The following is a 22,031-nucleotide window of genomic DNA, read 5'->3' as shown; positions in this document are numbered from 1 at the left end:
GGCTCTTTTCATTAAACACTATTCACTGATTTTCTCTCGACGACACAGCCGGTATCCGGTATATGAAGACAGTCGACCTCACAGTGCGGAAACTTTGCGGCGAGCTTGCTTTGAAGCGCTTCGCCTTTGCCTTTTTCGATAAAGGAAAGGATCGTGGGTCCTGCGCCGCTTAAAGCCGTTCCGTATGCCCCGTTTAAGCCCGCTTCATGCTCCACCTTGGCAAGCTCAGGGACGAGGGCCCGCCGGTACGGCTGGTGGAAAAGGTCTTTTTTCATCATGCGGCCGACAAGCTGCCAGTCCTTTGACATGAGCCCGGCGACGAGCATATTGCTGACAGCGCTCGCTTCAACCGCTTTTGGATAAGAGAGGCTGTCAGGGAGCACGTCCCGCGCATCTTTTGTGAGCACTTCATAAAAAGGAATCACAACGACGACATCCAAATCAATTTCCTTGACAGAGACCATCTCCGTGTGATTTTCTTCGTGCAGCCCGATCACAAGGCCGCCGGAAAGGGAAGCACCGGCATTGTCAGGATGGCCTTCTTCAAGACTCGCAAAATGGAGCTTATCACTGTCTGAGAGCTGTAAATCAGCGAGCTCGTTTGCCAGTTCAATGGCCGCGGCAATTGCGGCGGCGCTGCTGCCGAGGCCCCGCGCCAGCGGAATGTCGCTCCACACTTTCACAAGGCTCGGCGAAAGCTCTTTCCCGAAATGATCAGCAGTCCGTTTGGCCACTTGGTAAATCAAGTTTTCCGTTCCTTCCGGTATGCCGGCGAGGACATCTGTTTCAGCTGCAAAACGCCACTCATCAGACGGAAAAACGGACAGCTTTAAATAGCGGGACAGCGCCATGCCGACCGAATCAAAACCCGGGCCCAAATTCGCCGTGCTTCCAGGAACCGTAATGGAAAACAGCATGTCAGCCTCTGTCATACACGTGCGGCTCCTTTTAAGTGTTCGAGAATTTTTTCTTCGTCTGTCGGCAGTGTGACAGGTTTCATCTGTGATACATCTACAGCTGTATTCGGATCTTTCAGGCCGTTTCCGGTTAATACCGCGACAACCTTCGTTCCAGGCTGAATTTCTTTCGTTTTCACCTGTTTCAGCACGCCTGCGATTGACGCGCATGATCCCGGCTCTGCGAAAACACCTTCCTCCCGGGCAAGAAGCTGATAGGCATGGAGAATCTCTTCATCTGACACTGCATCGATTTTGCCGTTCGATTCATTTGCGGCATTGACGGCTTTATCCCAGCTTGCCGGATTCCCGATTCGAATGGCTGTCGCAACGGTTTCAGGATTTTCAACAACCTTGTTTTTGACAATCGGAGCGGCGCCTTCCGCCTGAAAACCGCGCATAACCGGCAGACCTGTTCCATTTTTTTGGTGATATTCTTTAAACCCTTTCCAATATGCCGTAATGTTGCCGGCATTTCCTACAGGGATTGCCAGAATGTCAGGTGCTTCCCCGAGCTGCTCGCAAATTTCAAATGAAGCGGTTTTTTGCCCTTCAATTCGGTAAGGGTTGACAGAGTTGACCAATGCGATCGGCTCTTTTTCACAAATGCTGCGAACCATTTTCAGCGCGTCGTCAAAGTTTCCGTCGATCGCGATGATCTCAGCGCCGTACATGACGGCTTGGGCCAATTTTCCGAAGGCGATTTTGCCGTCGGGAATGATCACGATGCATTTCATATTGGCTCGCGCCGCATAGGCCGCGGCTGCTGCCGATGTGTTTCCTGTCGATGCACACATGATCGTGTCATTGCCCTCTTCCTTCGCTTTTGCCACCGCCATGACCATGCCGCGGTCTTTAAAGGAACCGGTCGGGTTGACACCTTCTGTTTTGACATAGAGCTCAATGCCGAGCTTTTTTGAAAGGTTTTGCAGATAGATCAGCGGCGTGTTTCCTTCATTCAGCGTCAGTTCTGGTGTTTTGTCCGTTACTGGCAGATAGTCTTGATATTGATGAATAAGTCCTTTCCACATTAGCTCCAACCGTTCCCTTCTACTCGATAAGTGCTTTTAACCTGGTGAACAACCTCAAGATCATTCAGCTTTTGCAAAATTTCGGTGAAATCTTCTTCAGACGTATGATGCGTGACGATGACGATTTCAGCCAAGTCGTCATGACCTTTAATCGGAAGCTGGAGGATTTTTTCAAAGCTGACACCTCTTTCAGAAAAAATCGAGGTGATTTTTGAAAAGGACCCGACTTGATCTTTGACATGGATTCTTAAAAACTGCTGGGCAAAGATTTCCGCCGGCGCCTTCATTTGCTTTTCAAACTGCGGGTCGACAAAGCTTCTGCCATTGACGCCTAGACGCATGTTTTTCATGACGGAGACCAAATCGGACACGACGGCTGTGGCAGTCGGCATGCTTCCCGCTCCCGGACCGTAGAACATCGTTTCTCCGACGGCTTCCCCGTACACGTAAACGGCATTAAACTCATTGTGCACAGATGACAGCGGATGATGCTCCGGAAGCAATGTCGGCTGCACGCTGACTTCGACTTTTTTGCCGTCCCGCTGGGCGATGCCGATCAGCTTCATTGTATAGCCGAGACGTTTGCTGAAGTTGATGTCTTCATCAGACACTTGGGAAATGCCCTTTACTTTGACATCTTCAAGATCGACGTTCATGGAAAAGCCGAGCCGTGCCAAAATTGCCATTTTTCTCGCTGCGTCAAGCCCTTCCACATCAGCAGTCGGGTCCGCTTCGGCAAAACCGAGCCTTTGCGCTTCCTTCAGCACATCATCATATGAGGCATTTTCCTTGTTCATCTTCGTTAAAATAAAATTCGTCGTTCCATTGACGATTCCCATCATCTTTGTGATTCTGTCCGAAGCAAGGCCGTCTTCCAAACTGCGCAGGATCGGAATGCCTCCCGCCACACTCGCCTCGAAATAAAGGTCGCAGCCGTTTTCTTTCGCCGCGGCCAACAGCTCTGACCCGTAAAGTGCGATCAAATCCTTATTGGCAGTCACGACGTGTTTTTTGGCGCGAAGCGCGTCAAGCAGATACTTTCTTGTCTGTTCAATTCCGCCGATGACTTCAATAATGACATCCACTTCGGGATCATCTATCACATCATAAGCTTCGGTTGTCAGCACTTCCTGGGAAAGCTCGACATCCCTCTTCTTATTCTTGTCTTTTACAAGTACTTTTTGAATGGTGACGGGACAACCAACCTGGTGTGTCAATTTATCCTGGTGATCCTGAATGATTTTCACCACACCGCTCCCGACTGTTCCTAAACCTAGAAGCCCCACTCGTATCGCCTTCACTGAAATTCCACCTTTCTCTTCCGATCGTCCTTTCTAAGAGGACATTTGTAAACATAACGCAGACATTTGAGTTACAAATATTATAATGGGGGATTGTTTTTTTGACAAGATGACAATGGTTGAAAGCAAATAATGAAAACGCTTCAATCATTGATATAGCAAGATTCTATATATTCAGAAATATTTTTGTGAGAAAATCTTCCGACTCGTTCATCGAGACGGAAGACAGAATCAAAGCTCGGTCCTGGCCGGTTCTCCGCCGAGAACCAAGGCAATGTTTTCAGCGCAAAGCCTCATCATCGCTTCCCGCGTTTCATTAGTAGCGCTTCCGATATGGGGGAGCGCGGTTACCTGAGGAAGACTCACGAGCGGATGATCTTTGGAAATCGGCTCCTCTGCAAAAACGTCAAGCCCCGCACCTCTAATCTCTTTGTTAACAAGCGCTTCATACAAATCGGCTTCATCAACGACCTGCCCTCTTGAAGCATTGATGAAAATGGCAGTGCGCTTCATCTTTTGGAAAGCCGAACGGTTGAACAGATGCTTTGTTTCGTTTGTCAATGGTGTCAGACAGACGACAAAGTCGGACTGTTCAAGCAGTTGAGGAAAAGATGTATAGACAGCGCCAAGCTCCGCTTCCGCCTCTTGGCTCCGGCTCCGGTTGTGATACAAAATCTTCATACCAAAGCCTTTCGCACGGCGGGCAACAGCCCGTCCAATGCTTCCCATGCCGACGATGCCGATCGTTTTATGATGGACATCTGCACCGGCCAACAGCAGCGGCCCCCAGCCTGTCCACCGGCCTTGTTTGATCCAATCGCTTGCTTCGATGATCCTTCTTGATGCAGCCATTAATAAAGCGAAAGTCAAATCTGCCGTTGATTCTGTCAAAACACCGGGCGTGTTGCAGCAAATGACACGGTGCTTCTTTGCCGCTTCGACATCGATATTGTCATACCCTACCGCCAAGTTGGCGACCACTTTTAGTTGACGTGCTTCGCTCAGCAGCTCGCTGTCGATCCGGTCTGAAAGCATGGTCAAAAGTCCGGCGGCCGTTTTCGCTTTTTCAAGCAGAACCGCCCGCGGACATGGTTCATCTTCCTTTTCCCACATTTCAATATGAGCCGCTTCTTTTAATGAAGACAGCTGTTCTTCAGGTAAAGCTCTCGTCACATAGACAAACGGTTTTTCCATTGCTGCCTCGTTCCTTTCTAAGCATAGCTTCCACTCTAAGCATATCGAAAAAAGCGGGAAAAGTTAAGACGCCCAGGCGTTTTAAGGCGTCCGTTTCAGCCAATTGACCAGAGGTATGACAGCATATCCTCCGCCTCTCATGGCGGCCATTTCCTGAAAGGCGCCCAGAAACTTTTCATATGCCGCTGAGCGGGACAGCAGATGATCAAGCTTGTTCTCGAAGTAATGGTGCTCTGATTCGGAAGAGATATAATAGCCTTCAACGGTTTCAAAATAATGAAGCGGAAACAGGAGCCTGCTGTACAGGAGCCGTTTTGAAAATGAAGAAAGAGGTGTGACTTGTTCATATTGTTGAAGGAATGACGCGATTTCATTGAAGGTATTGTTTTCTTGAAACATGCTTCGCGTGTATTCGGCAAGATCGCGGGCGGCATGATCAAACACCCATTCCAGCGGGACTTTGATCAATGGTTCCCGCTTCCATGTCTCACTTGAAAGGCGCTGCTGGCAAATCGTTCCCGAATCCATCGATTGCGGCTGATCATCCAATTCTGTGTCAGCCAAGTACTGAATCGCGTTTTCCGTCAATCCAAGATAATAAGGAAACGATTCGATAAACTGTTTTTCAAAGGGTTCCAATTGCTTTGATTGGGACTTTTGAATCCAGAATTGCTCAAGCTGATCAAGACGCTTGCCCCACAATTCTTTCCACTGGCCGATCCTTGAGGTTTCTTTTACCTCATACGGGTAGCCTCTTCCTTTTTGATGAAATTCGGCAAGCTCCGCCCCGAATGGAAACGACCTGTTCGTAAAGCGAGGCGCAGCCTGAAGCAGTACATATGTCGCGCCTCCATCCTCAAAGGTCATCTCCCCGTCCTTCGTAAATATAAAAGTTGAAACGTATGGGTCCCGCTGTTCTTGCAAATACTGACTCATACCGTACAATTCCGCCAGTTCAGTCTGTGTTAAATGGGGAACCGGAACAATTAAAAAAATGGAGTTCGGGGTCTGAAAACTCTGGTAAGAAAGGTATGACGTCATGTCGCGGATGTGAATGCCGAACTTTTCTTTAATCAAATCCTTCATGATGATCACCTGCGCTCCTAAAAAATGGCCTTCTAACACATCGTAATCGAAAAGACGCCCGATTATGATCCGTCAGGAAAAACAGTTTTGAAAATCGTTACATTTTCAAGGACATTTGTATACACTAAGTAAAAAAGATTGGGTGAAAAATGATGCCGGAAAACAACAGCATGACTCAAATCGAAACAGCAGCAAAAGAGTGGCTTGAGAAACGGGGAGTCAAGGTCGCAGATATTGCCGAGCTTGTCTACATCCTGCAAAAAACGTATCATCCAAACTTAACAAAAAAAGAATGTGAAGAGAATGTCAACCGTGTCCTGAAAAAGCGCGAAGTGCAAAATGCAGTGATCACAGGCATTCAATTGGATATATTAGGGGAGGAGAAAAAGCTTCTTGAGCCTCTCCAAACGTTAATTGAAACCGATGAAAGCCTTTATGGAGTCGATGAAATTTTATCTTTTTCAATCGTGAATCTATACGGTTCGATCGGCTATACGAACTACGGATACATCGATAAAATAAAACCCGGGGTGCTGGGCCGTTTAAATGATAAATCAACGGGCGAATGCCATACCTTTTTGGATGATATCGTCGGCGCCATCGCCGCCGCAGCTTCAAGCAGGCTGGCGCACCGTGCGAAAGACGCGGAATAAAACAAAAAACACTTGTTCATTTGGAACAAGTGTTTTTTATTTAGGCTCTGTTAAAGATAAATGTTGATATTTAAGTATATCGACAAATTACCACACACCAAAAAAGAACAGGTATATCAATGGGTCAAACGCTATGTTGAACCTTCTTCCTCCGCTGGTGGTCGTTTAATCAATAAAATGAGGGAAACTCGCTTCAAGGAAGGATTCGAGTTCTCATTGTTCATCGGAATACGTTGCTCGGTTCGGAAAATATATTGGTCGGCTGCGGTATCGCTGTAAGTGCTGTAACAAGACTTTTACTGACACAACCAATCACTTTTATTTGAAATGACAGATACTTATGATATCCTATGACTTTCTAAATTCTCTATAAATTGATTACATTGAAAACCCTAAAACAAGAAATTTTGAGAAGGGATTTTATTGTATATGATAAAATCAGCTAAAAAAATCAAATAAAAGGAGAGGAAATAGTGAAGCGTATCACCATTTATTTCATTTCATTGTTATCGCTAATGATATTATTTAGTGGATGTAGCCTAAATGCTGATTCAAAAACAGATTTGTTTCAATATAAGAATTCATATGTGGGTGACAACAGTGCAGTTGTAAATATCGTAAAACAATTGGCACACAACAAAGAGTTGAATCAAGTTTCACTCAAGACCAAGAAAGAACCATATGGAATTACTTTGGAATATAAAGATATAGATGCAAAAAAAGCAGATCAAGAAATAAAGGAAACTGTTATCTCAAATTCCACATTTCTTTTTGCTTTAATCAAAAATGTGGATTGGATTACATTCAAGTTTCCAGACCAAGAATTCACTGTATCAAAAGAGAAATTACAAAATTGGTACAACAATAAATTGGATGTGTATAAAAATGAACAAGACTTAAAGAAACTGGTACAAGAACACCTAAAGTCTGAGGACTCAGTTAATCAATTTTTTCACCAGTAAAAAATAAGATTGCTCTGGATAAGAGCAATCTTTATTTAAAGGTTATTTTCAACAACAAACTTTAACAGAGCCTATATTTAAATACGCTCGATCCATTCTGTCAGCGAATCGATCACATAGGTCGGCTTTTCCGGATAGGCTTCAAGATGCTCTTTTTTGGTCACGCCTGTATGGACAAGAAGCGTATCCATACCGGAATTCATGCCTGCCATGATATCTGTGTCATAGTTGTCCCCGACCATCAGCGTTTCACTGATGTCCGTGCCAAGCACTTTCATCGCCTGCTTCATAATGATCGGTTCAGGCTTGCCGATGAAAATCGGCTCTGTCCGCGTGGAAACGGTTAACACAGATGTCAGTGAGCCGTTTCCCGGCAACAGACCTCTTTCAGTCGGAATGGCGATATCGCCGTTCGTGGAAATGAATGTCGCTCCGTTGCGAATCGCGAGACAGCCGACAGCAAGCTTCTCATATGTAATGCCGCGGTCAATGCCGACAACGACAAAATCGGCGTTTTCTCCGCCGAATGTCAAGCCTTTTTGTTCGATGGCCTGGCGGATTCCTTCTTCACCAATGACGTATACGGAAGCGCCGGGTTTTTGTTCGGCGATGAAATTCGCGGTCGCCATGCTTGTCGTAAATACCTGTTCTTCGGTTGCCGGAATGTCAAAAGAAACGAGCTTGTCCGCGACCTGTTTCGGAGTGCGGGACGAGTTGTTGGTGACGAATAAGTATGGGATGCCGCGTTCTTTCAGCTTTCTGACAAATTCGCACGCTTCATCGATTTTTTCCGTTCCTTTGTACATTGTTCCGTCTAGATCAATTAAGTATCCTTTGTATGTTTTCATGTTGTACACTCCAGTTTTTTTAATGCGGTTTAAATGCCGATACAGGACCGAGTTCATTGTTCAAATAATCGCGGATTCGGGCTGGAAAACGTCCAAGCGTTTCCGCGTGCTCTTCAAGCAGCTTCACCAGTTGTTCATGATTCACGTGCAAGTAGTCCTGAACCAGTGTTTTTCGATAGGCGATCACATCTTTCAGGCCGTCTCCTTCTGTTTTGCCGACAACCTTTTCATCCATCAGTATATCCATGATGTCGTCATAGCTTCCCGGGTCTCTCATAATAAAGCCGTCAATCATATCGTTTCCTACATCCAAGATGCATTCGATCACTGTATGGCCGATTCGTTCAAGCGCTTTTTTTTCGATAGCGGAAGTCCATTCTTCGTGCGCATGAAACAGGCGGAGTTCGTCTTCAAGAAAGTTCAGCGTGCTTTCGATTTTGTTTCGATCGACAAAATACATCAGCTTGACACCCCCATTTATTTTCGCATTCGTTTTAACACAAAATAGGCACATCCAAAATTGCAGTATTCGTAAATATATTCATCAAGGGTGCTGATTTTTGTATCAAATGTGGCCTTTTGATTTTGATCGTCAAAAAAGCCCTTCAGCCTCAGCTGGCTGTAACCCCAGTCTCCGACAATATAGTCGTATTTGTTTAAAATGTCTGAGTATCTGGCTTTGAATGCTTCTTCATTAAAACCGTTTTTTACATCTTTGACGACTTCAAATGCAGCGTTCTGGACGACAATCATTCTTTTCACCTCTTTTATATGATAATTCAAACCCAGGCCGCCATCAATTGCTAAGAATATTTCCTCCGCTTTGGAAAAGCTAAAGACAAGGAGGAAATGCAGAATGAATAAACAACTACTTTTCATAGGACTGCTGCTGGCGCCGCTCGCCGGATGCCAGGCGGCGTTAAATGACACAGAAAACAACAACGATATTTATGAGAAAGACGGGAATACCGTTCATGTGGCGGACAAGAACCGCCAATACAACGAAACAAACCCGTACGATGACCGAAAAGGCAGATTCGGTTATGCACGTCATCAGGCAACACCTGTTGCAAACAAAGAAAAAATGCGGGCTCCCAAAATCAATCGGGAAGAAATGGCCCATATTATCTCTAGTTTAACGGTTCAGCTTCCCAATATTCAAGATGCCTCAGCGCTTGTCACAGATGAGGAGGCGCTCGTCGTCTATCAAACGGATACCAAAGAGCGGGAAGAGACGGCGGATCAGGTGAAAAAGACGGCCGCATCGGTTATTCCAAGGTATTACAAGATTTACATTTCCGATGATGCCAGCTTGATGCAATCGATCGCCAATTTCAGCCGGCTCGGTTCCAACTCAAGGAACGTCGATCAGCTGATGGCTGATACGATTAAAGACATGCAAAAATCGCCGCAGGGAAAGGCAACGACAGAGATGGATGATGAAGAAACCGATCTTGACGGAAAAGGGAAAAATACGGGATCCTAACATAAAAAACGCCAGAAATGTTCTGGCGTTTTTTTCGTTATGCCTGAGCCTGCCGCTTTTTGGAGGCTTCATTCACCTGTTCATCGGCATGGTATGAAGAACGGACAAGCGGCCCTGCTTCACAATGACTGAAGCCTTTTTCCATAGCGATTTCTTTCAGTTCGGCAAATTCATCAGGGTGATAGTACTTTTGCACTTTGATATGTTTTTTAGACGGCTGCAGATATTGGCCGATCGCCATAATATCAACTTGATTCGCAAGCAGGTCATCCATTGTCTCAATGATCTCCTCTTTTGTTTCGCCGAGGCCGATCATGATGCTGGATTTCGTCGGAATATCAGGCTGCATCTCTTTTGCGCGGCGCAAAAATTCCAAAGATCTGTCATATGTAGCTCGTGCGCGGACTCTCGGCGTCAGGCGGCGGACCGTCTCGATGTTGTGGTTTAGAATGTCAGGCCGGGTATCCATCAGCGTTTTTAAGTTATCATAGTCTCCGCCCATGTCAGAAGGGAGAACTTCAATCGTCGTAAACGGGCTTTTTCTGCGGACAGCGCGTACAGTTTCAGCAAAAACGCCTGCTCCTCCGTCTTTTAAATCATCGCGGGCAACCGCAGTGATCACCGCGTGTTTCAGATTCATGATGCTGACGGAATCTGCGACGCGTTCCGGTTCATTTAAGTCAAGCTCTGTCGGCAATCCGGTTTTCACCGCACAGAAGCGGCATGCTCTCGTGCAGACAGAACCGAGAATCATAAAGGTCGCAGTTCGTCTGACGGCCCAGCATTCATGAATATTCGGACATTTCGCTTCTTCACAAACCGTATGCAGGTTGTTTTCTCTCATCAATTTTTTCAAGCCCGTGTAGTTCTCATTTGTGTTCAGCTTGATTTTAAGCCATTCGGGCTTTCTCAGGTGCTCGTCTTTCTTTGCCAATTCCATCATCTCCATCGTGGATTGTAGTCAAGTTCAGATATGAAATTTCTGACATAACGCCGGATATGTCCCCTCGTTTTGGAACCGCTTAAAAATTAAATCGTCATCTTTAGTCACTTTAACATAGTACAGATTTGTGAACAAGTGGTTGATTGCATGACATGTAATTACTAACATTTTCATATTATCGTTCCCTGTATATGTCACAAACTAAATGTATTCAAACGGAAAGGAGCTAAGGACACTGTGAAAGTTGTATTATCCGTTCTCATCCTCCTTTTGTTCAGCTCGCAGCCCGCGGCTTTCGGGCAGGAAAAGAAAGAGCCGGATCTGCAGACGAGAATGGCGCTTTATCATAAAACAGAGGCGGCCACACATATTCCCTGGTATGTTTTTGCAGCAGTCGATCAATATGAAATCAACATCCGCAAAAACCGAAGAGACCTGCCAAAGCAAAAAGGCTACACCGGAATCTATATTCCGCAAAGCGTTTGGAGCGGGCCGGAAAATCCGAATCCTAACGATACATCTCCGCTCAGCATCAAAGTGTTTGACGGAATCGGAATGGATGGAAACGGAGACGGACGGGCTGAATCTGATCAGGATGAAGATGTCCTTTATACGTTCGGCCAATACTTGCTGACATATGGAAGAGATATCGATAACATCCGCATCGGATTGTGGGAATTTTATGAAAGGGATCAGACGGTCGGAATTATTTCAGGATTTATGAGACTTTTCCAAACCTATGGCCACATCGATTTGGGAAAACACGCTTTTCCCCTGCCGGTCAAATCTGATTACAGCTACAGAAGCACGTGGGGAGACGCCCGCGGATTCGGGGGAAGACGTATACATGAGGGAACTGACTTGTTTGCCCACTTCGGCCTGCCCGTACGATCCACATGCTATGGGATTATTGAAATGAAAGGCTGGAACCGCTTCGGCGGATGGAGAATCGGCATCAGAGATATCAATAATACGTACCACTACTTTGCCCATCTCAACGGGTTCACGAAAGGATTGAAAGTCGGACAGATCGTTGAACCGGGACAGGTCATCGGGTCGGTCGGCAATACGGGATACGGGCCGCCCGGGACAGCCGGAAAATTCCCTCCCCACCTTCACTATGGGATGTATAAAGATAATGGAAGAACCGAATGGTCTTTTGATCCGTATCCTCACTTGAGGGCCTGGGAACGAAAGGAAATCAGAAAGAAAAAATAAAAAACATCCCTATTCAGCCGAATAGGGATGTTTATTTACTTTTTGCTTTTTGCGACCGCGTTTGTGATGCTTGCGGCCAATCCTCCCCAAATGATGATGATGCCTGCTGCCATCATAGCAATAGCTGCGCCGCTCATGAGGAAACCTCCTTATCTTGATGAAGTGACGTATATGTGATCCCATTCTTCCATTTTGAAAACGAGAGCAAAATGCCGGCTGCGATGGCGCCGATCGCCACACACCAGCCCCACTTCAGCAAAAATTCCATCGGCAGATCGCCATAAGCCGTTGTCAGATTCGTTTTGATATTATCAAACATCATATAGCCCAATACAAGCGGAGTGACAACACTTAAACAAATTCTCCACCATGCGCCCAGCTGAATGTCGGAAACCGAATTTGCGTGAGCCTGAAGAGATTTGAGCTCTCTGGCAAACCAAGCGATGGCGATGACTTCAATCAACCCGGCAAGCGCGACACCGAAATTATTGATAAAGTAGTCGGCCGCATCAAGGAAGAACAAGCCGCCTTTTGTAGCAAACACCAATGAACAAACGGCAGCGGCTCCTCCGCCGAAGAGGACGGCCTTCCGCCGCGGCACATTAAATTTATCCTGAATTGCGGCAACATAGGTTTCCGAGATCGAAATGAGAGAAGACAAGCCCGCCAAAACGAGTGAGCCAAAGAATAAAAAGCCGAACAGCACATTAAACGCCGGAAACTCATTAATGATCTGCGGAAAGACGACAAATGCCAAGCCGACGCCGGAAGAGACAACCTCTTTTACCGGAACACCCTGCTGCGCCGCCATAAATCCAAGGGCGCTGAATACGCCGATCCCCGCCAGAAGCTCGAACGAGGAGTTGCCGAATCCGGTGATAAACGCGTTGTTGGTAATATCTGATTTCTTCGGTAAATAGCTGGAATACGTAATCATGATCGCGAAGGCAATCGACAGGCTGAAGAAAATTTGCCCGTAGGCTGCAACCCATACTTTTCCGTTTGTAATCTGGCTCCAGTCAGGGGTGAAAAACGCATTCAGCCCTTGCGCGGCTCCGTCCAGCGTAACCGAATAAACAACGATGATTAAAAATAAGACCAAAAGCAGCGGAATGAAAATCCGGTTCGCAATTTCGATTCCTTTTTTGACGCCGGCAAATAAAATGCCGAGTGAGACAATCCAAACGATCGCCAGCGGGATCAAGACACCCGGCACAAAGCCGCCGAATTGGCCGATTGCACCGCCGCTGATATCAACTCTGTTTAAATATTCATTCATCAAGAAATTTTCTGTATCTTTTCCCCAGCCCAAGTTGAAGGAAAAGACGGCGTAGGATATGGCCCAGGCCACGATAACAGCATAATAAGTTGAAATGACAAATGATATCGCAACTTGCCACCAGCCGATCCATTCTTTTCCTTTCCCCATTCTGGCGTAGGACAGCGGAGCCGATCCTCTGTATTTGTGACCGATTGTAAATTCCATTATGAGAAGAGGAATTCCTGCGGTTAACAGTGCAAACAAATACGGCAGAAAGAATGCGCCGCCACCGTTTTCATAAGCGACAGCCGGAAATCTCCAAATATTCCCTAAACCGATAGCAGAACCGACTGCAGCCATGATAAAACCCGCTCTTGTTCCCCATTGCGGACGATTATCCATAAGCTTCCTCCTTTACCTTTTTGAAACATCAGAAAACAGTGAATTTTCTAATTATTATTATTGAATAGTATATCCAGTCTATTTGCCTATGTCAAAGTATTTTTTTAAGAAAATAGACGCATGTCCTTTTTGCTTAAATGAAAAAAGCATTCTGCATGGGTTTTGCAGAATGCCTGGAAACATTTACTCTTTTTGATCGGATTTCTCGTCCGTTTTTTCGCCTTTGGACGGAATCTGAATGGATGGCGCCGTCTGGCTGCCGCTTCCGCTGTAGAAGTCTGGCACATCTCCGTGAACCGCCTGAATCGTCGCCGGAACCGTATTTTTGACAACCGCGGTTTTTGTCGCAAACGGAATGACCACGCGAATTTTGACCTCGACAAGGACGCCGATATTAATTAGTGCGTTATTAATGCCGTATGGTTTGACGCTCTGTTTGAAATCTGTAAAGACATCGCCGATGATATTGAGACGTACAGGGATTTTTGGCCCCAGGTTTCCAAGGAGCGAGTTTCCGGTTGTCTGTCCGAGAGGAATGTTGTAAATAACACCGTCATGGCGGTCTTTAGGCGTTTTTGCAGAAGAATTAAATTCTTCCGTTTCTGTTTCTTTCAACTTATGATGAAGCTGTTTCGTGATTTTCGAATGCATATCCCGGAGAACATGGGAGTTGAAGTCGATCGTCGTCACTTTTCCATTTTCATCCGACTTCATCTCCACCATGTTTTTCACATTTTCATCTTCGCTCATATAGTCCTCAACGGCTTCCTGGATGACGTGGGTTGCAATCCTGTTTGTCTCCATCTCCGCGATGTTCAGAAGCGTCGGCTTGATTGATGTGTTGATAATCAATAAGCTGGCTGTTGTGGAAAGAATGAAAAAGACAAACGAAAGAAGCATGACATACCGAAAAGGCAAAGGTCCTCTTTTTGACAGAGGGCCGCGAAATCTTCGCAAGCAAAATCCCCCCTTACATCACAAGTGTATGCTTGTAAGAGGGGATATACGATTCAATCAGACAACTTTATTCCGTCATTTTCAAAAGGGCCTCTTTCCCGCTCATCCCTTCATAGATGCCAAGCGCTTTCGCCGCATCTGTCACAGATTCGAGCGGGGCTTCGAGAAGCTGGTCGATCGTCCTGACGCCGACCGCCCTTGCCGCGACGATCTTTCGTTCCTTTAATTTATCGTTCAGCAGCGCGACGTCAAGCGCTCCGCACATAATATATCCATGGTCGTTTGCAACCGCCATAAAATTCGTTTTTGGCAATTTGACGGTGACAGCCGTGAAGGGCTGATCTTCGATCATGATCGGAGTTAAGTTTACCATCGCAATCCCTCCCTTTACCACCAATCTATGATAAAGCGGAAAGACATGTTCCGGGCTTTTCCGGACAGGGGTTCATACACGCGGCCGGATTGAAGAGCCCTTCTTGTTCAGCTTCCAGGAAAGCAGGTCCCGCAAAAATTCGGGCATAAAATAGTCGATATGAAGGCGATCGCGAATGGCGGGAAACAGTCTCGAGAGCGTAAACATGTCAATGGTGGCGATGTTATACACCCTGTCCGTTTCAAGCTGCGCACCATTGACCGAGAGCTTTTCGGGGTCAAGCCCTGAGTACATCATTTTCCCCATGACTTTCCCGCGGAAGCCGAGCCCTTTGATGCGGAGCTGCTCCGTTTCCTTGAGCGAAGCTATGCGGACGATTTCTTTAAGCTCGGCTCCTGTCAGCTGAACGGCGACCGGATTGATCGGATGCGGACAAATGCGATGAATGTCTTCTTTTGTGACAGGACCTTCCAAAAGAGATTCAAGCACAATCCCGGCGTTGACCATTCCGATTTCGGCATCACACCATTCCTTCAGGGCGTCAGCGAGCAGTTGCGGCAAAGGCGATGTTCGAAACCAGGCGGCTTCAAGCGGCTGATCCAGGACCGTCACGAATTCCTGCAGCTGCCGTTTTGCCTCTTTTTCCTGTTTGTTCAGCATCAGCACAGCTTCTTTCGATTCGTTTTTCCAGTCGGCCGTTTTCAGAACGCTTGCCTTTTTAGCTTCCAGCCGTTTATCGAACTCGAGTTCAACATGGCCGACATAGTGTCCGAATTTTTCAGCGCAGGCGAGCAACACGCCGTCTTTCAACATGCCGTCTTCAAGCAGATGATGGGTGTGTGAGCCAAGGATCACATCGATTTCGGGAAATGCTTTCGCTGCGCGCTCATCGTCTAAAATGCCCAGGTGAGAGAGAAGAATTGTGATATCCGCTTTTCCTTTTATCTCTTGCAATATCTCGGCAATGCTTGCGAATGCATCCGTGACTTTCCAATCGAGCTGGGCGTAAATCGGATAATAGGGAACCGTCACACCGAGGATCGCAAGGGTGATGCCGCCCGTCAGCGTTTTGATCATATAAGGCTGCACCCAGGGCGGCCGGTTTCCCCTCATGTCGAACAAGTTGGAGACAATGACCGGAAATGAGGCGCCGTCATAGAGCGTATCCAGCTCTTGATGCGGCAATGTGATTCCTTCATTATTTCCGATCGTGACGGCGTCATAGTGCAGATGATTCAGGAGCTCCACATTCGCTTTTCCGAACGACGCTTCTGATATCGGGTGAAACCTGTCGACGTGATCGCCGATATCGAACAGAAGCACCTCTTCCTGTTGATCCGCGTGTTTTTGCCTTTGTATCTGGATATAATCAACGATTTTCGGCCAGTTTTCAAAATGGCTGTGCAAATCGTTTGTATGATAAATATGGAGCTTTTTCCGCATGCAAATCTCTCCCTAATGTTTAACTGAATACACCCTGATAGATTAATCTGAGTCCGATCAGAATCAGAACAAACCGCATGATGACAACGATTGTTTTCGTCTGCATTTTTTTATTGATCAGGGCGCCTAGCTGTCCGCCAAACCATGCGCCGGGAATGAGCGCCAATGCATAGAGCCAATCGACATGGCCTGAGATGACATGGCCGACAGAACCCGCAACAGACGACAGAAAAATGATAAACATCGATGTTGCAACAGCGACGCGGGTCGGAAACAAAAACAGCAGCATCATCGCCGGCACCATCAATGAGCCGCCCCCAATGCCGAATAATCCGCCGAGGAAGCCGACAAAAAACGCGATCGCAATTCCGGTGAGCGGATGGTAGGAATACGTGTAATCCCGGCCTTCGTCATCTTTAAAGGTACGGATGATGCCGGCATGTTCCCGATCGGCAGCTTTTAATTTTTTCTTAAGCATTAGGGAAAGGGATATGAGAATCATAAACATCCCGAACCACAGGGAAAACGAATCTGCGCTGAAATACTTGGAAACATGCGCCCCGGCGATGCTTCCGGGCCCTGATCCGATGAAAAAAATAAGACCGCTCTTGTAATCGACGGTTTTATACTTCATATAAGCTATCGTTGAAGAGAGCCCCGTAAAAATGATGACGAGAAGCGATGTGCCCACCGCTATTTGCGGTGTCACATGTTCAAACATCCCGTGAATGCCGGCTAAAAAAAGCAGAGAAGGAACAATGACCACTCCTCCTCCTAGACCGACAAGACTGCCGATGGTTCCGGCGATGAATCCAAGTACGATCAGTATGAAATATTCCATAAAAAGTCCTCTTTTCTAGCTGAATAAATCGAGCTGTCTTGGCGTGAGCCCTTTATAGTCAAGATCCAACAATTCCATCATTTGTTTGCCGTTTTCGGCGGCATCTCCTCCGGAATTGTTGTTAAACAGCACATATAGATTTTTTGACTGCTGTTTTAGCAGCTCCAGGTTTTCCTTCCAGTCGAGCAGTTCCTGTTTATTATATAAATACAAATACCTGACTTCCCGCCAGTTTTGCCCTGAAGACGGCCTTGTCCATCCCTCTTTATTGCGCCCGTGGAAGCGGACGAGCGTTTTTTCGCTGTCTGTCGCATGAAGGACGGTCGGAATGCTGCCTTCACCGATCTGCGGTTCATCGCAAATGCTGTGAATCCAGTTTTGCTCCCCCATGAAGGCGAGCGTCTTATCGTAAAACTGCGGGATAAACCATGACCGGTGCCTGAATTCGAGGGCGCACGGAATGTCTCCCATTTTCTCTTTGCACCATCTTAAGTAATCGACATTTTCCTTCCGGCAGTCAAACCATGGCGGAAACTGAAACAGCACCATCGCTAGCTTGTTTGCTTTTATGTATGGCGTTAAGGAAAGCTTGAAGGCGTCAAACATTTCATCTTTCGATTCAAAGGGGATTTCCCCGCGCTGATGACCGGTCATCCCCTGGTAAGCCTTTATGATAAACTGAAAGGATTCCGGCGTTTCTTTCACCCATTTTTCATTGTTCCGCTCCGGCTGAATCGCATAAAAGCTCGCATCCAATTCTACGATCGGAAAGTGAGCGGAATAGTGGATCAGTTTGTTTTGGCTGCTCGTTTTGGGCGGATACAGGCTGTCATGGTCCCCCCATCCCGTTAATCCGATATAAATCAATGCAGTTCACCTCTCTTTTTAGTTTATCACAGGTTTTTTTCAGAATCTTATATTTAGGCCTGTTTGTAGCTTTTCCTTTTTTAGAGGCGGAATTCTTTTCCGTAAAAAAGAAGCCGGATCCCGGCTTCTTTTTTCATCCTTTCAGCGTGATTGAAAACCCTTGCAGACTAGGAAGGCCGAGCATCGGAGCAGACTTTCACAGGATGTGATGACGGCGGCGTTCAGGCAGGACGCCTGCGCAATTAGTCGCCGATCCTTGTAATAATTCGTGAGCACCGAAGCGCAGGCCTGACAACGAATGCGAGGGTTTGTCGACACGCTGAGAAGCCGGAATCTCCGGCTCCTTTAACGCGCTTTCTTAGGAAAAAGAGTAAAGCTGAAGCTGTAAAGAAAATCGATCGCAAGAATAAGCGTCCATAAAGACGCGAGCCGTATGAGGGGCTCGGTTCTTTCCGCGTCACCGATGTAGAGATGCATTCCGGCTAAAATCGCCGCTCCAACCGCCCAGGCCAGCAAATGGCGCAGCCAGCCTTCACGCTCTCTTTTGGCATGTTCTTTGCCGTATTGCGGTCCCTTATCAGGCTTCGGGCCCCCGGCAAAACGGTAGGCGAACCTGGCATCGGCCCATTTGATCATGCGGCTGCCGAATGCGATGCTGACTCCGATATATATGGCAGCCAAACCGTGCAGTGTGTCCGCTTTCGCCCCATTATGCAGATCGGCCGCTGTCGCTATCAGCAAAAGCAAATCCAACACAGGGGTGCAAGCAAACATGATCATGCCGATTGTCTTCTTCCTTGCAATATATCGAAAAAACAGTCCCATCAGAATAAAGATCCAGAATCCAATTTCACAGGCGATTATCAATAAACCGATCATCTAATGTTGGCCTCTCCTTTTTAATACAAACGTGTCAAAAAAATAATAACACACATGTATTAAATAACACAACCGTGTTATAATAAATATATGCCAAAAATCGTTGATCATGAAAAACAAAAAGAGAAGATAGCCGAAGCCGTTTGGAATGTGATTCACAGCGAAGGTTTGGAACAGTGCACCGTCCGGAAGATTGCAAAGGAGGCCGGACTCTCCGCAGGTTCTTTGCGGCACTATTTTCCAAACCAGTCTGAACTGTTGATTTACTCAATGAAGCTTGTCACAAACAGGGTAAAAGTGCGGATTGAAAATATGAGGTTTACAGGAACACCTGTCGAGTGTGTCAAACAGCTTCTCCTCCAGCTTTTGCCCATAGACGAAGAAAGAAAACTGGAAATGGAGGCTTGGCTTTCATTTACGGTGAAATCGCTCAGTGACCCGGCGCTCAGACCGTTAACGAAGGAGATGAATGAAGAAATTTATTCAGCCTGCAGACTGGCTGTCGATACAATCAATAGATCCGGTGAGATGTCCGGTATTGATGTGAGCCGGGAAACAGAACGGCTGTATGCACTTGTTGACGGATTGGCGCTGCACACCCTCTTTGAGCCCGAACGAGTCACAGCCGAAATGATCGATTCCATATTGACAAGCCATTTCAAAGCATTGAAAAAATGATGAAACAGCCCGGTGTGCCGGGCTGTTTTACTTTTAGCAAATCTCTGAATATGCTTTGTTTTTAAGCCACTCTCCCCCGGCTTCTTCAGACGTCCCCTCACCATCAAAGACAAGCCTGCCCCGATTGAAGACAGCCGTGATACGGCAGGGAAAGACATGGCCTTCATAAAGGCTGTGCTGATGCCTCGCAAACATATTTTCCTTTGTCACAGTAAACGTCTCCGACAGATTCACCACTGCAAAGTCGGCATCATAGCCGATTTTAATTTGTCCCTTTCGTTCGCCAAGGCCAAAGCGCTCAGCTGGAGCCCGCGCCGTCCATTCCGCCGCCTTTACGAGCGGCGCTTTGTTTGCCAAAGCGAGCTCGATTATCGCAAGCAGGGTGAACTGTCCGCCGCTGATCCCGCCCCATACACTAAAAAAGTTTTCGCCTTCTTTTAATGCCTGAGGGCATGGGGAATGATCTGAAGAGACGAAATCGATTTTCCCTGCAAGCAAAGCTTTGACAAGTGCCGATTGCCGGTCTTTTGAACGCAGCGGAGGCGCACATTTAGCCACAGCCCCTTTTTCTAAAACCGCCCCATGATCAAAGAGGAGATAATGCGGACACGTTTCCAATGACACGTTCATACCTTCCTGTCTCGCTTCCCCAATCAAATCGACCGCTTCCTTTGTACTGATATGCACAAAATGAAGCGGACAGCCCGTGATCCGGGCAAATTGCAGGGCGCGGAAAACCGCTTCTGCTTCGGCCTCAGGCGGCCTTGAAGCAGCATAGGCATCCCCGTCCGTCATCCCGCCGTTTTCCGCTTCTTTTTGCAGAAACTTGGTAATGGCATCACTTTCAGCATGAAGCGCCAGGATGTTCCCACAGGATGCAATTTCTTTCATGCCGTGTAAGAGTGTCATATCGTCGGAAGCTTGAAATTCGTCATTTCCAGACATGGAAAGAAAGGCCTTAAAACCGATCGCTCCGGCATCGGCCATCTTTCTGAGCTGCTCCCGATTTCCGGGAACAAGGCCGCCCCAAAGCGCAAAATCGGTGAGGGACTTCTCTTTGGCAATGTCAGCCTTCTCCCGCAGCGCCTCAACGGTGACGGTTGAGGGAATGCCGTTTAAAGGCATATCAAAATAAGTGGTGCATCCGCCGGCAGCCATCATTTGCGAGCCGTTTGCGATCCCTTCCCAATTTGCCCGGCCCGGTTCGCTGAAATGGACATGGCAGTCGACCGTTCCCGGGAAGACGTGCAGTCCTTCAGCCTGAAAAACCTTTTCAGCCATGTTTTCATCAAGCTCGCCGAGCTCTATGATGATTCCGTCTTTTACGCCGATATCCGTTTTTTTCACACCTTCAGGACAGACCGCTTCGGCACCTTGCAGCAGCAAGTCATACTTTTTCATGAAACTCCTCCTCTGCAGCAGCTTTTTCATGATAAAAGGAAAGGGCAGCCTGCAGTGCTTTTCCCGGCAGAACGGATGCCCCGGTCTGAAGCAGAACCGCTTCAAGCGCAGCCAAGGTAAACAGGACATTCTCTTTTCGGCAGCTGTATCCCATTGTTCCGATCCGCCAAATCCTGCCGTGCAGGGGACCGAATGAGCTGGCGATTTCCACCCCGAAATCGGCGAGCATCATCCTTCTGACCTGATCTGCGTCAATCTGATCCGGCACTTTGACACATGTGACAGTCGCAAGCTTCTTCTCTCCTTCCACGAACAAGTCCAAGCCCATTGCTTTGATTCCTTCTATTAAAGCCGCTTCATGAAGGCGGTGTCTTTTAAAACGCTCGGAAAGCCCTTCTTCAAGAACGAGACGGGCCCCTTCCCGTAAACCGTACAGCATGGAAGTCGCTTCTGTGTGGTGGTTCAGCCGTCTCGGGCTCCAGTAATCCATCAGCTGACTGATGTCAAAATAATTGCTGGCGACAGGCATACAACCGCCTTCCCGCAGCAAATCTTGTTCTGTCGCAATGCCCTGTTCGACCTTTTTCCGTTGGTTGATCCGCTCTTCTATCCGGCTGTTAAACGTGATCGGCGCCATCCCCGAAGGAACGGACAGGCACTTTTGCGTGCCGGCGATGACGGCGTCAAGACACCACTCATCCGTATTCACATCCGTGCCGCCGGTTGTAGCCACCGCGTCGACAACACACAAAACATCGAGCTCGCGGCAGGCCCGGCCGATTTCCCGAAGGGGCTGAATGCATCCGGTCGATGTCTCCCCGTGCACAATCGCAACGATATCTGGTTTGACCCGATTGATTTCAGCGATGACGTCCTCCGGGGCAAAAACCTCTCCCCAAGGACATTCCATCGTATACACATCTGCGTGATAGCGTTCACAGATTTCGGCCAAAAGGGAGCCGAATCTTCCGAAAATCGGGATGAGCACCTTGTCTTTCGGGAAGATGATGCTCGCAAGCACGGCTTCGAGTCCTGCTCTTGATGTCCCGTCGACCGGAAACGCCCACTTGTTTTTCGTCCGGAAAATCTGCCTCAAGAGCTGCATGACTTCGTTCATCATTTCTGTAAATACCGGATCAAATTGCCCCACTATAGGATTTGAGAGTGCGCTCAGCACTCTTGGATGCACCTCGACCGGCCCCGGGGTCATGATCGTCCGTTTTGGAATCTTCATTTCTCCGATTGTCATTG

The 22,031-nt window shown here is 47.3% G+C and carries 24 protein-coding genes and 1 pseudogene; 6 read left to right on the top strand and 19 right to left on the bottom strand.

Going from position 1 to position 22,031, the window contains the following annotated elements; genetic code table 11:
* Positions 1-11: 11 nt before the first annotated feature.
* The 5 genes from thrB to yutH all read right to left on the bottom strand — a co-directional run bounded on the left by thrB (position 12) and on the right by yutH (position 5,571).
* Positions 12-932, bottom strand: a complete 921-nt coding sequence (gene thrB / locus M654_RS05085) for a homoserine kinase (RefSeq protein ID WP_026588630.1) — start codon at positions 930-932, stop codon at positions 12-14.
* Positions 929-1,987: a threonine synthase gene (gene thrC / locus M654_RS05080; protein ID WP_026588631.1), complete on the bottom strand. Its 1,059-nt coding sequence runs from the start codon at positions 1,985-1,987 to the stop codon at positions 929-931. Before thrC ends, thrB begins: the two co-directional genes overlap by 4 nt.
* The gene (locus M654_RS05075) at positions 1,987-3,288 is read right to left on the bottom strand and encodes a homoserine dehydrogenase (RefSeq protein WP_026588632.1); all 1,302 of its coding nucleotides are present in this window, start codon (positions 3,286-3,288) and stop codon (positions 1,987-1,989) included. Before M654_RS05075 ends, thrC begins: the two co-directional genes overlap by 1 nt.
* Before the next feature lie 231 nt (positions 3,289-3,519).
* Entirely contained in the window at positions 3,520-4,482 is a 963-nt protein-coding gene (locus tag M654_RS05070) for a 2-hydroxyacid dehydrogenase (protein ID WP_026588633.1), read from the bottom strand.
* A gap of 81 nt (positions 4,483-4,563) precedes the next feature.
* Positions 4,564-5,571 carry a spore coat putative kinase YutH gene (gene yutH, locus M654_RS05065; RefSeq protein WP_026588634.1) on the bottom strand — a complete coding sequence of 336 codons (1,008 nt, stop codon included), beginning with the start codon at positions 5,569-5,571 and terminating at the stop codon, positions 4,564-4,566.
* Positions 5,572-5,720: 149 nt separating this feature from the next.
* Between yutH and M654_RS05060 the strand changes: the two genes are divergently transcribed.
* The 3 genes and pseudogenes from M654_RS05060 to M654_RS05050 all read left to right on the top strand — a co-directional run bounded on the left by M654_RS05060 (position 5,721) and on the right by M654_RS05050 (position 7,183).
* A complete protein-coding gene (locus tag M654_RS05060) occupies positions 5,721-6,221 on the top strand; it encodes a phosphatidylglycerophosphatase A family protein (RefSeq protein ID WP_026588635.1) in 501 nt (166 codons plus the stop codon).
* 60 nt (positions 6,222-6,281) lie between these two features.
* Positions 6,282-6,534 (top strand): annotated as a pseudogene (locus M654_RS05055) (IS1/IS1595 family N-terminal zinc-binding domain-containing protein); the annotation flags it as partial.
* A 160-nt stretch (positions 6,535-6,694) separates the two neighbouring features.
* The gene (locus tag M654_RS05050; protein WP_026588636.1) at positions 6,695-7,183 is read left to right on the top strand and encodes a DUF4825 domain-containing protein; all 489 of its coding nucleotides are present in this window, start codon (positions 6,695-6,697) and stop codon (positions 7,181-7,183) included.
* Between the two features lie 77 nt (positions 7,184-7,260).
* Here M654_RS05050 and M654_RS05045 read toward each other — a convergent pair whose 3' ends face one another.
* The 3 genes from M654_RS05045 to M654_RS05035 are packed head-to-tail and all read right to left on the bottom strand — an operon-like array spanning position 7,261 to position 8,784.
* Complete coding sequence (locus tag M654_RS05045; RefSeq protein WP_026588637.1) at positions 7,261-8,031, bottom strand: TIGR01457 family HAD-type hydrolase; 771 nt, start codon at positions 8,029-8,031, stop codon at positions 7,261-7,263.
* Between the two features lie 19 nt (positions 8,032-8,050).
* The gene (locus M654_RS05040; RefSeq protein ID WP_026588638.1) at positions 8,051-8,491 is read right to left on the bottom strand and encodes a DUF86 domain-containing protein; all 441 of its coding nucleotides are present in this window, start codon (positions 8,489-8,491) and stop codon (positions 8,051-8,053) included.
* Positions 8,492-8,508: 17 nt separating this feature from the next.
* Positions 8,509-8,784, bottom strand: a complete 276-nt coding sequence (locus M654_RS05035; RefSeq protein WP_026588639.1) for a YutD family protein — start codon at positions 8,782-8,784, stop codon at positions 8,509-8,511.
* Positions 8,785-8,887: 103 nt separating this feature from the next.
* Here M654_RS05035 and M654_RS05030 point away from each other — a divergent pair, with 103 nt between their 5' ends.
* The gene (locus tag M654_RS05030) at positions 8,888-9,517 is read left to right on the top strand and encodes a YhcN/YlaJ family sporulation lipoprotein (protein ID WP_026588640.1); all 630 of its coding nucleotides are present in this window, start codon (positions 8,888-8,890) and stop codon (positions 9,515-9,517) included.
* A gap of 37 nt (positions 9,518-9,554) precedes the next feature.
* On the opposite strand, the gene lipA is transcribed toward M654_RS05030, so the two are convergent.
* Positions 9,555-10,466: a lipoyl synthase gene (lipA, locus tag M654_RS05025; protein ID WP_268884390.1), complete on the bottom strand. Its 912-nt coding sequence runs from the start codon at positions 10,464-10,466 to the stop codon at positions 9,555-9,557.
* 231 nt (positions 10,467-10,697) lie between these two features.
* Between lipA and M654_RS05020 the strand changes: the two genes are divergently transcribed.
* A complete protein-coding gene (locus M654_RS05020) occupies positions 10,698-11,678 on the top strand; it encodes a M23 family metallopeptidase (RefSeq protein ID WP_026588642.1) in 981 nt (326 codons plus the stop codon).
* A gap of 35 nt (positions 11,679-11,713) precedes the next feature.
* Here M654_RS05020 and M654_RS05015 read toward each other — a convergent pair whose 3' ends face one another.
* The 8 genes from M654_RS05015 to M654_RS04980 form a co-directional block, all read right to left on the bottom strand.
* Positions 11,714-11,815, bottom strand: coding sequence for a methionine/alanine import family NSS transporter small subunit (locus M654_RS05015; RefSeq protein WP_142246043.1), 102 nt, complete (start codon positions 11,813-11,815; stop codon positions 11,714-11,716).
* A complete protein-coding gene (locus tag M654_RS05010) occupies positions 11,812-13,341 on the bottom strand; it encodes a sodium-dependent transporter (RefSeq protein ID WP_026588643.1) in 1,530 nt (509 codons plus the stop codon). Before M654_RS05010 ends, M654_RS05015 begins: the two co-directional genes overlap by 4 nt.
* 183 nt (positions 13,342-13,524) lie before the next feature.
* On the bottom strand, positions 13,525-14,298 hold the full coding sequence (gene yunB, locus M654_RS05005) for a sporulation protein YunB (RefSeq protein WP_026588644.1): 774 nt from the start codon (positions 14,296-14,298) through the stop codon (positions 13,525-13,527).
* Positions 14,299-14,365: 67 nt separating this feature from the next.
* Entirely contained in the window at positions 14,366-14,671 is a 306-nt protein-coding gene (locus tag M654_RS05000) for a YunC family protein (protein ID WP_026588645.1), read from the bottom strand.
* 72 nt (positions 14,672-14,743) lie between these two features.
* Positions 14,744-16,114, bottom strand: a complete 1,371-nt coding sequence (locus M654_RS04995) for a bifunctional metallophosphatase/5'-nucleotidase (RefSeq protein WP_026588646.1) — start codon at positions 16,112-16,114, stop codon at positions 14,744-14,746.
* Between the two features lie 19 nt (positions 16,115-16,133).
* Entirely contained in the window at positions 16,134-16,955 is an 822-nt protein-coding gene (locus tag M654_RS04990) for a sulfite exporter TauE/SafE family protein (RefSeq protein ID WP_026588647.1), read from the bottom strand.
* 15 nt (positions 16,956-16,970) lie between these two features.
* Positions 16,971-17,822 carry a DUF72 domain-containing protein gene (locus M654_RS04985; RefSeq protein WP_026588648.1) on the bottom strand — a complete coding sequence of 284 codons (852 nt, stop codon included), beginning with the start codon at positions 17,820-17,822 and terminating at the stop codon, positions 16,971-16,973.
* A gap of 345 nt (positions 17,823-18,167) precedes the next feature.
* Positions 18,168-18,701 (bottom strand): hypothetical protein, encoded by a 534-nt coding sequence (locus tag M654_RS04980; protein WP_026588649.1) that lies wholly within the window; start codon positions 18,699-18,701, stop codon positions 18,168-18,170.
* Between the two features lie 90 nt (positions 18,702-18,791).
* On the opposite strand from M654_RS04980, the gene M654_RS04975 reads away from it, so the two are divergent.
* Positions 18,792-19,379 (top strand): TetR/AcrR family transcriptional regulator, encoded by a 588-nt coding sequence (locus M654_RS04975; protein ID WP_026588650.1) that lies wholly within the window; start codon positions 18,792-18,794, stop codon positions 19,377-19,379.
* A 33-nt stretch (positions 19,380-19,412) separates the two neighbouring features.
* Here M654_RS04975 and M654_RS04970 read toward each other — a convergent pair whose 3' ends face one another.
* Entirely contained in the window at positions 19,413-20,780 is a 1,368-nt protein-coding gene (locus M654_RS04970; protein WP_026588651.1) for an allantoinase, read from the bottom strand.
* On the bottom strand, positions 20,767-22,029 hold the full coding sequence (locus M654_RS04965) for a pyridoxal-phosphate-dependent aminotransferase family protein (RefSeq protein ID WP_026588652.1): 1,263 nt from the start codon (positions 22,027-22,029) through the stop codon (positions 20,767-20,769). Before M654_RS04965 ends, M654_RS04970 begins: the two co-directional genes overlap by 14 nt.
* Positions 22,030-22,031 lie beyond the last annotated feature (2 nt).

It is taken from the genome of Bacillus sp. NSP9.1, assembly GCF_000465465.2.
GTDB classification, from domain to species: domain Bacteria; phylum Bacillota; class Bacilli; order Bacillales; family Bacillaceae; genus Bacillus; species Bacillus sonorensis_A.
Note: the sequence above shows the minus strand (reverse complement) of the source record. Positions and strands in the feature narration are given on the sequence as shown.

What these genes read in the sequence shown, in the direction of transcription:
- M654_RS04970 (WP_026588651.1), bottom strand. Translation starts at nt 20,780, where the DNA reads ATGAAAAAGTATGACTTGCTGCTGCAAGGTGCCGAAGCGGTCTGTCCT.
- M654_RS04995 (WP_026588646.1), bottom strand. Translation starts at nt 16,114, where the DNA reads ATGCGGAAAAAGCTCCATATTTATCATACAAACGATTTGCACAGCCAT.
- M654_RS05060 (WP_026588635.1), top strand. Translation starts at nt 5,721, where the DNA reads ATGCCGGAAAACAACAGCATGACTCAAATCGAAACAGCAGCAAAAGAG.
- M654_RS04965 (WP_026588652.1), bottom strand. Translation starts at nt 22,029, where the DNA reads ATGACAATCGGAGAAATGAAGATTCCAAAACGGACGATCATGACCCCG.
- M654_RS04975 (WP_026588650.1), top strand. Translation starts at nt 18,792, where the DNA reads ATGCCAAAAATCGTTGATCATGAAAAACAAAAAGAGAAGATAGCCGAA.
- M654_RS05030 (WP_026588640.1), top strand. Translation starts at nt 8,888, where the DNA reads ATGAATAAACAACTACTTTTCATAGGACTGCTGCTGGCGCCGCTCGCC.
- M654_RS05010 (WP_026588643.1), bottom strand. Translation starts at nt 13,341, where the DNA reads ATGGATAATCGTCCGCAATGGGGAACAAGAGCGGGTTTTATCATGGCT.
- M654_RS05000 (WP_026588645.1), bottom strand. Translation starts at nt 14,671, where the DNA reads ATGGTAAACTTAACTCCGATCATGATCGAAGATCAGCCCTTCACGGCT.
- M654_RS04990 (WP_026588647.1), bottom strand. Translation starts at nt 16,955, where the DNA reads ATGGAATATTTCATACTGATCGTACTTGGATTCATCGCCGGAACCATC.
- lipA (WP_268884390.1), bottom strand. Translation starts at nt 10,466, where the DNA reads ATGGAGATGATGGAATTGGCAAAGAAAGACGAGCACCTGAGAAAGCCC.
- thrC (WP_026588631.1), bottom strand. Translation starts at nt 1,987, where the DNA reads ATGTGGAAAGGACTTATTCATCAATATCAAGACTATCTGCCAGTAACG.
- thrB (WP_026588630.1), bottom strand. Translation starts at nt 932, where the DNA reads ATGACAGAGGCTGACATGCTGTTTTCCATTACGGTTCCTGGAAGCACG.
- M654_RS04980 (WP_026588649.1), bottom strand. Translation starts at nt 18,701, where the DNA reads ATGATCGGTTTATTGATAATCGCCTGTGAAATTGGATTCTGGATCTTT.
- M654_RS05015 (WP_142246043.1), bottom strand. Translation starts at nt 11,815, where the DNA reads ATGAGCGGCGCAGCTATTGCTATGATGGCAGCAGGCATCATCATCATT.
- M654_RS05070 (WP_026588633.1), bottom strand. Translation starts at nt 4,482, where the DNA reads ATGGAAAAACCGTTTGTCTATGTGACGAGAGCTTTACCTGAAGAACAG.
- M654_RS05040 (WP_026588638.1), bottom strand. Translation starts at nt 8,491, where the DNA reads ATGTATTTTGTCGATCGAAACAAAATCGAAAGCACGCTGAACTTTCTT.
- M654_RS05035 (WP_026588639.1), bottom strand. Translation starts at nt 8,784, where the DNA reads ATGATTGTCGTCCAGAACGCTGCATTTGAAGTCGTCAAAGATGTAAAA.
- M654_RS05045 (WP_026588637.1), bottom strand. Translation starts at nt 8,031, where the DNA reads ATGAAAACATACAAAGGATACTTAATTGATCTAGACGGAACAATGTAC.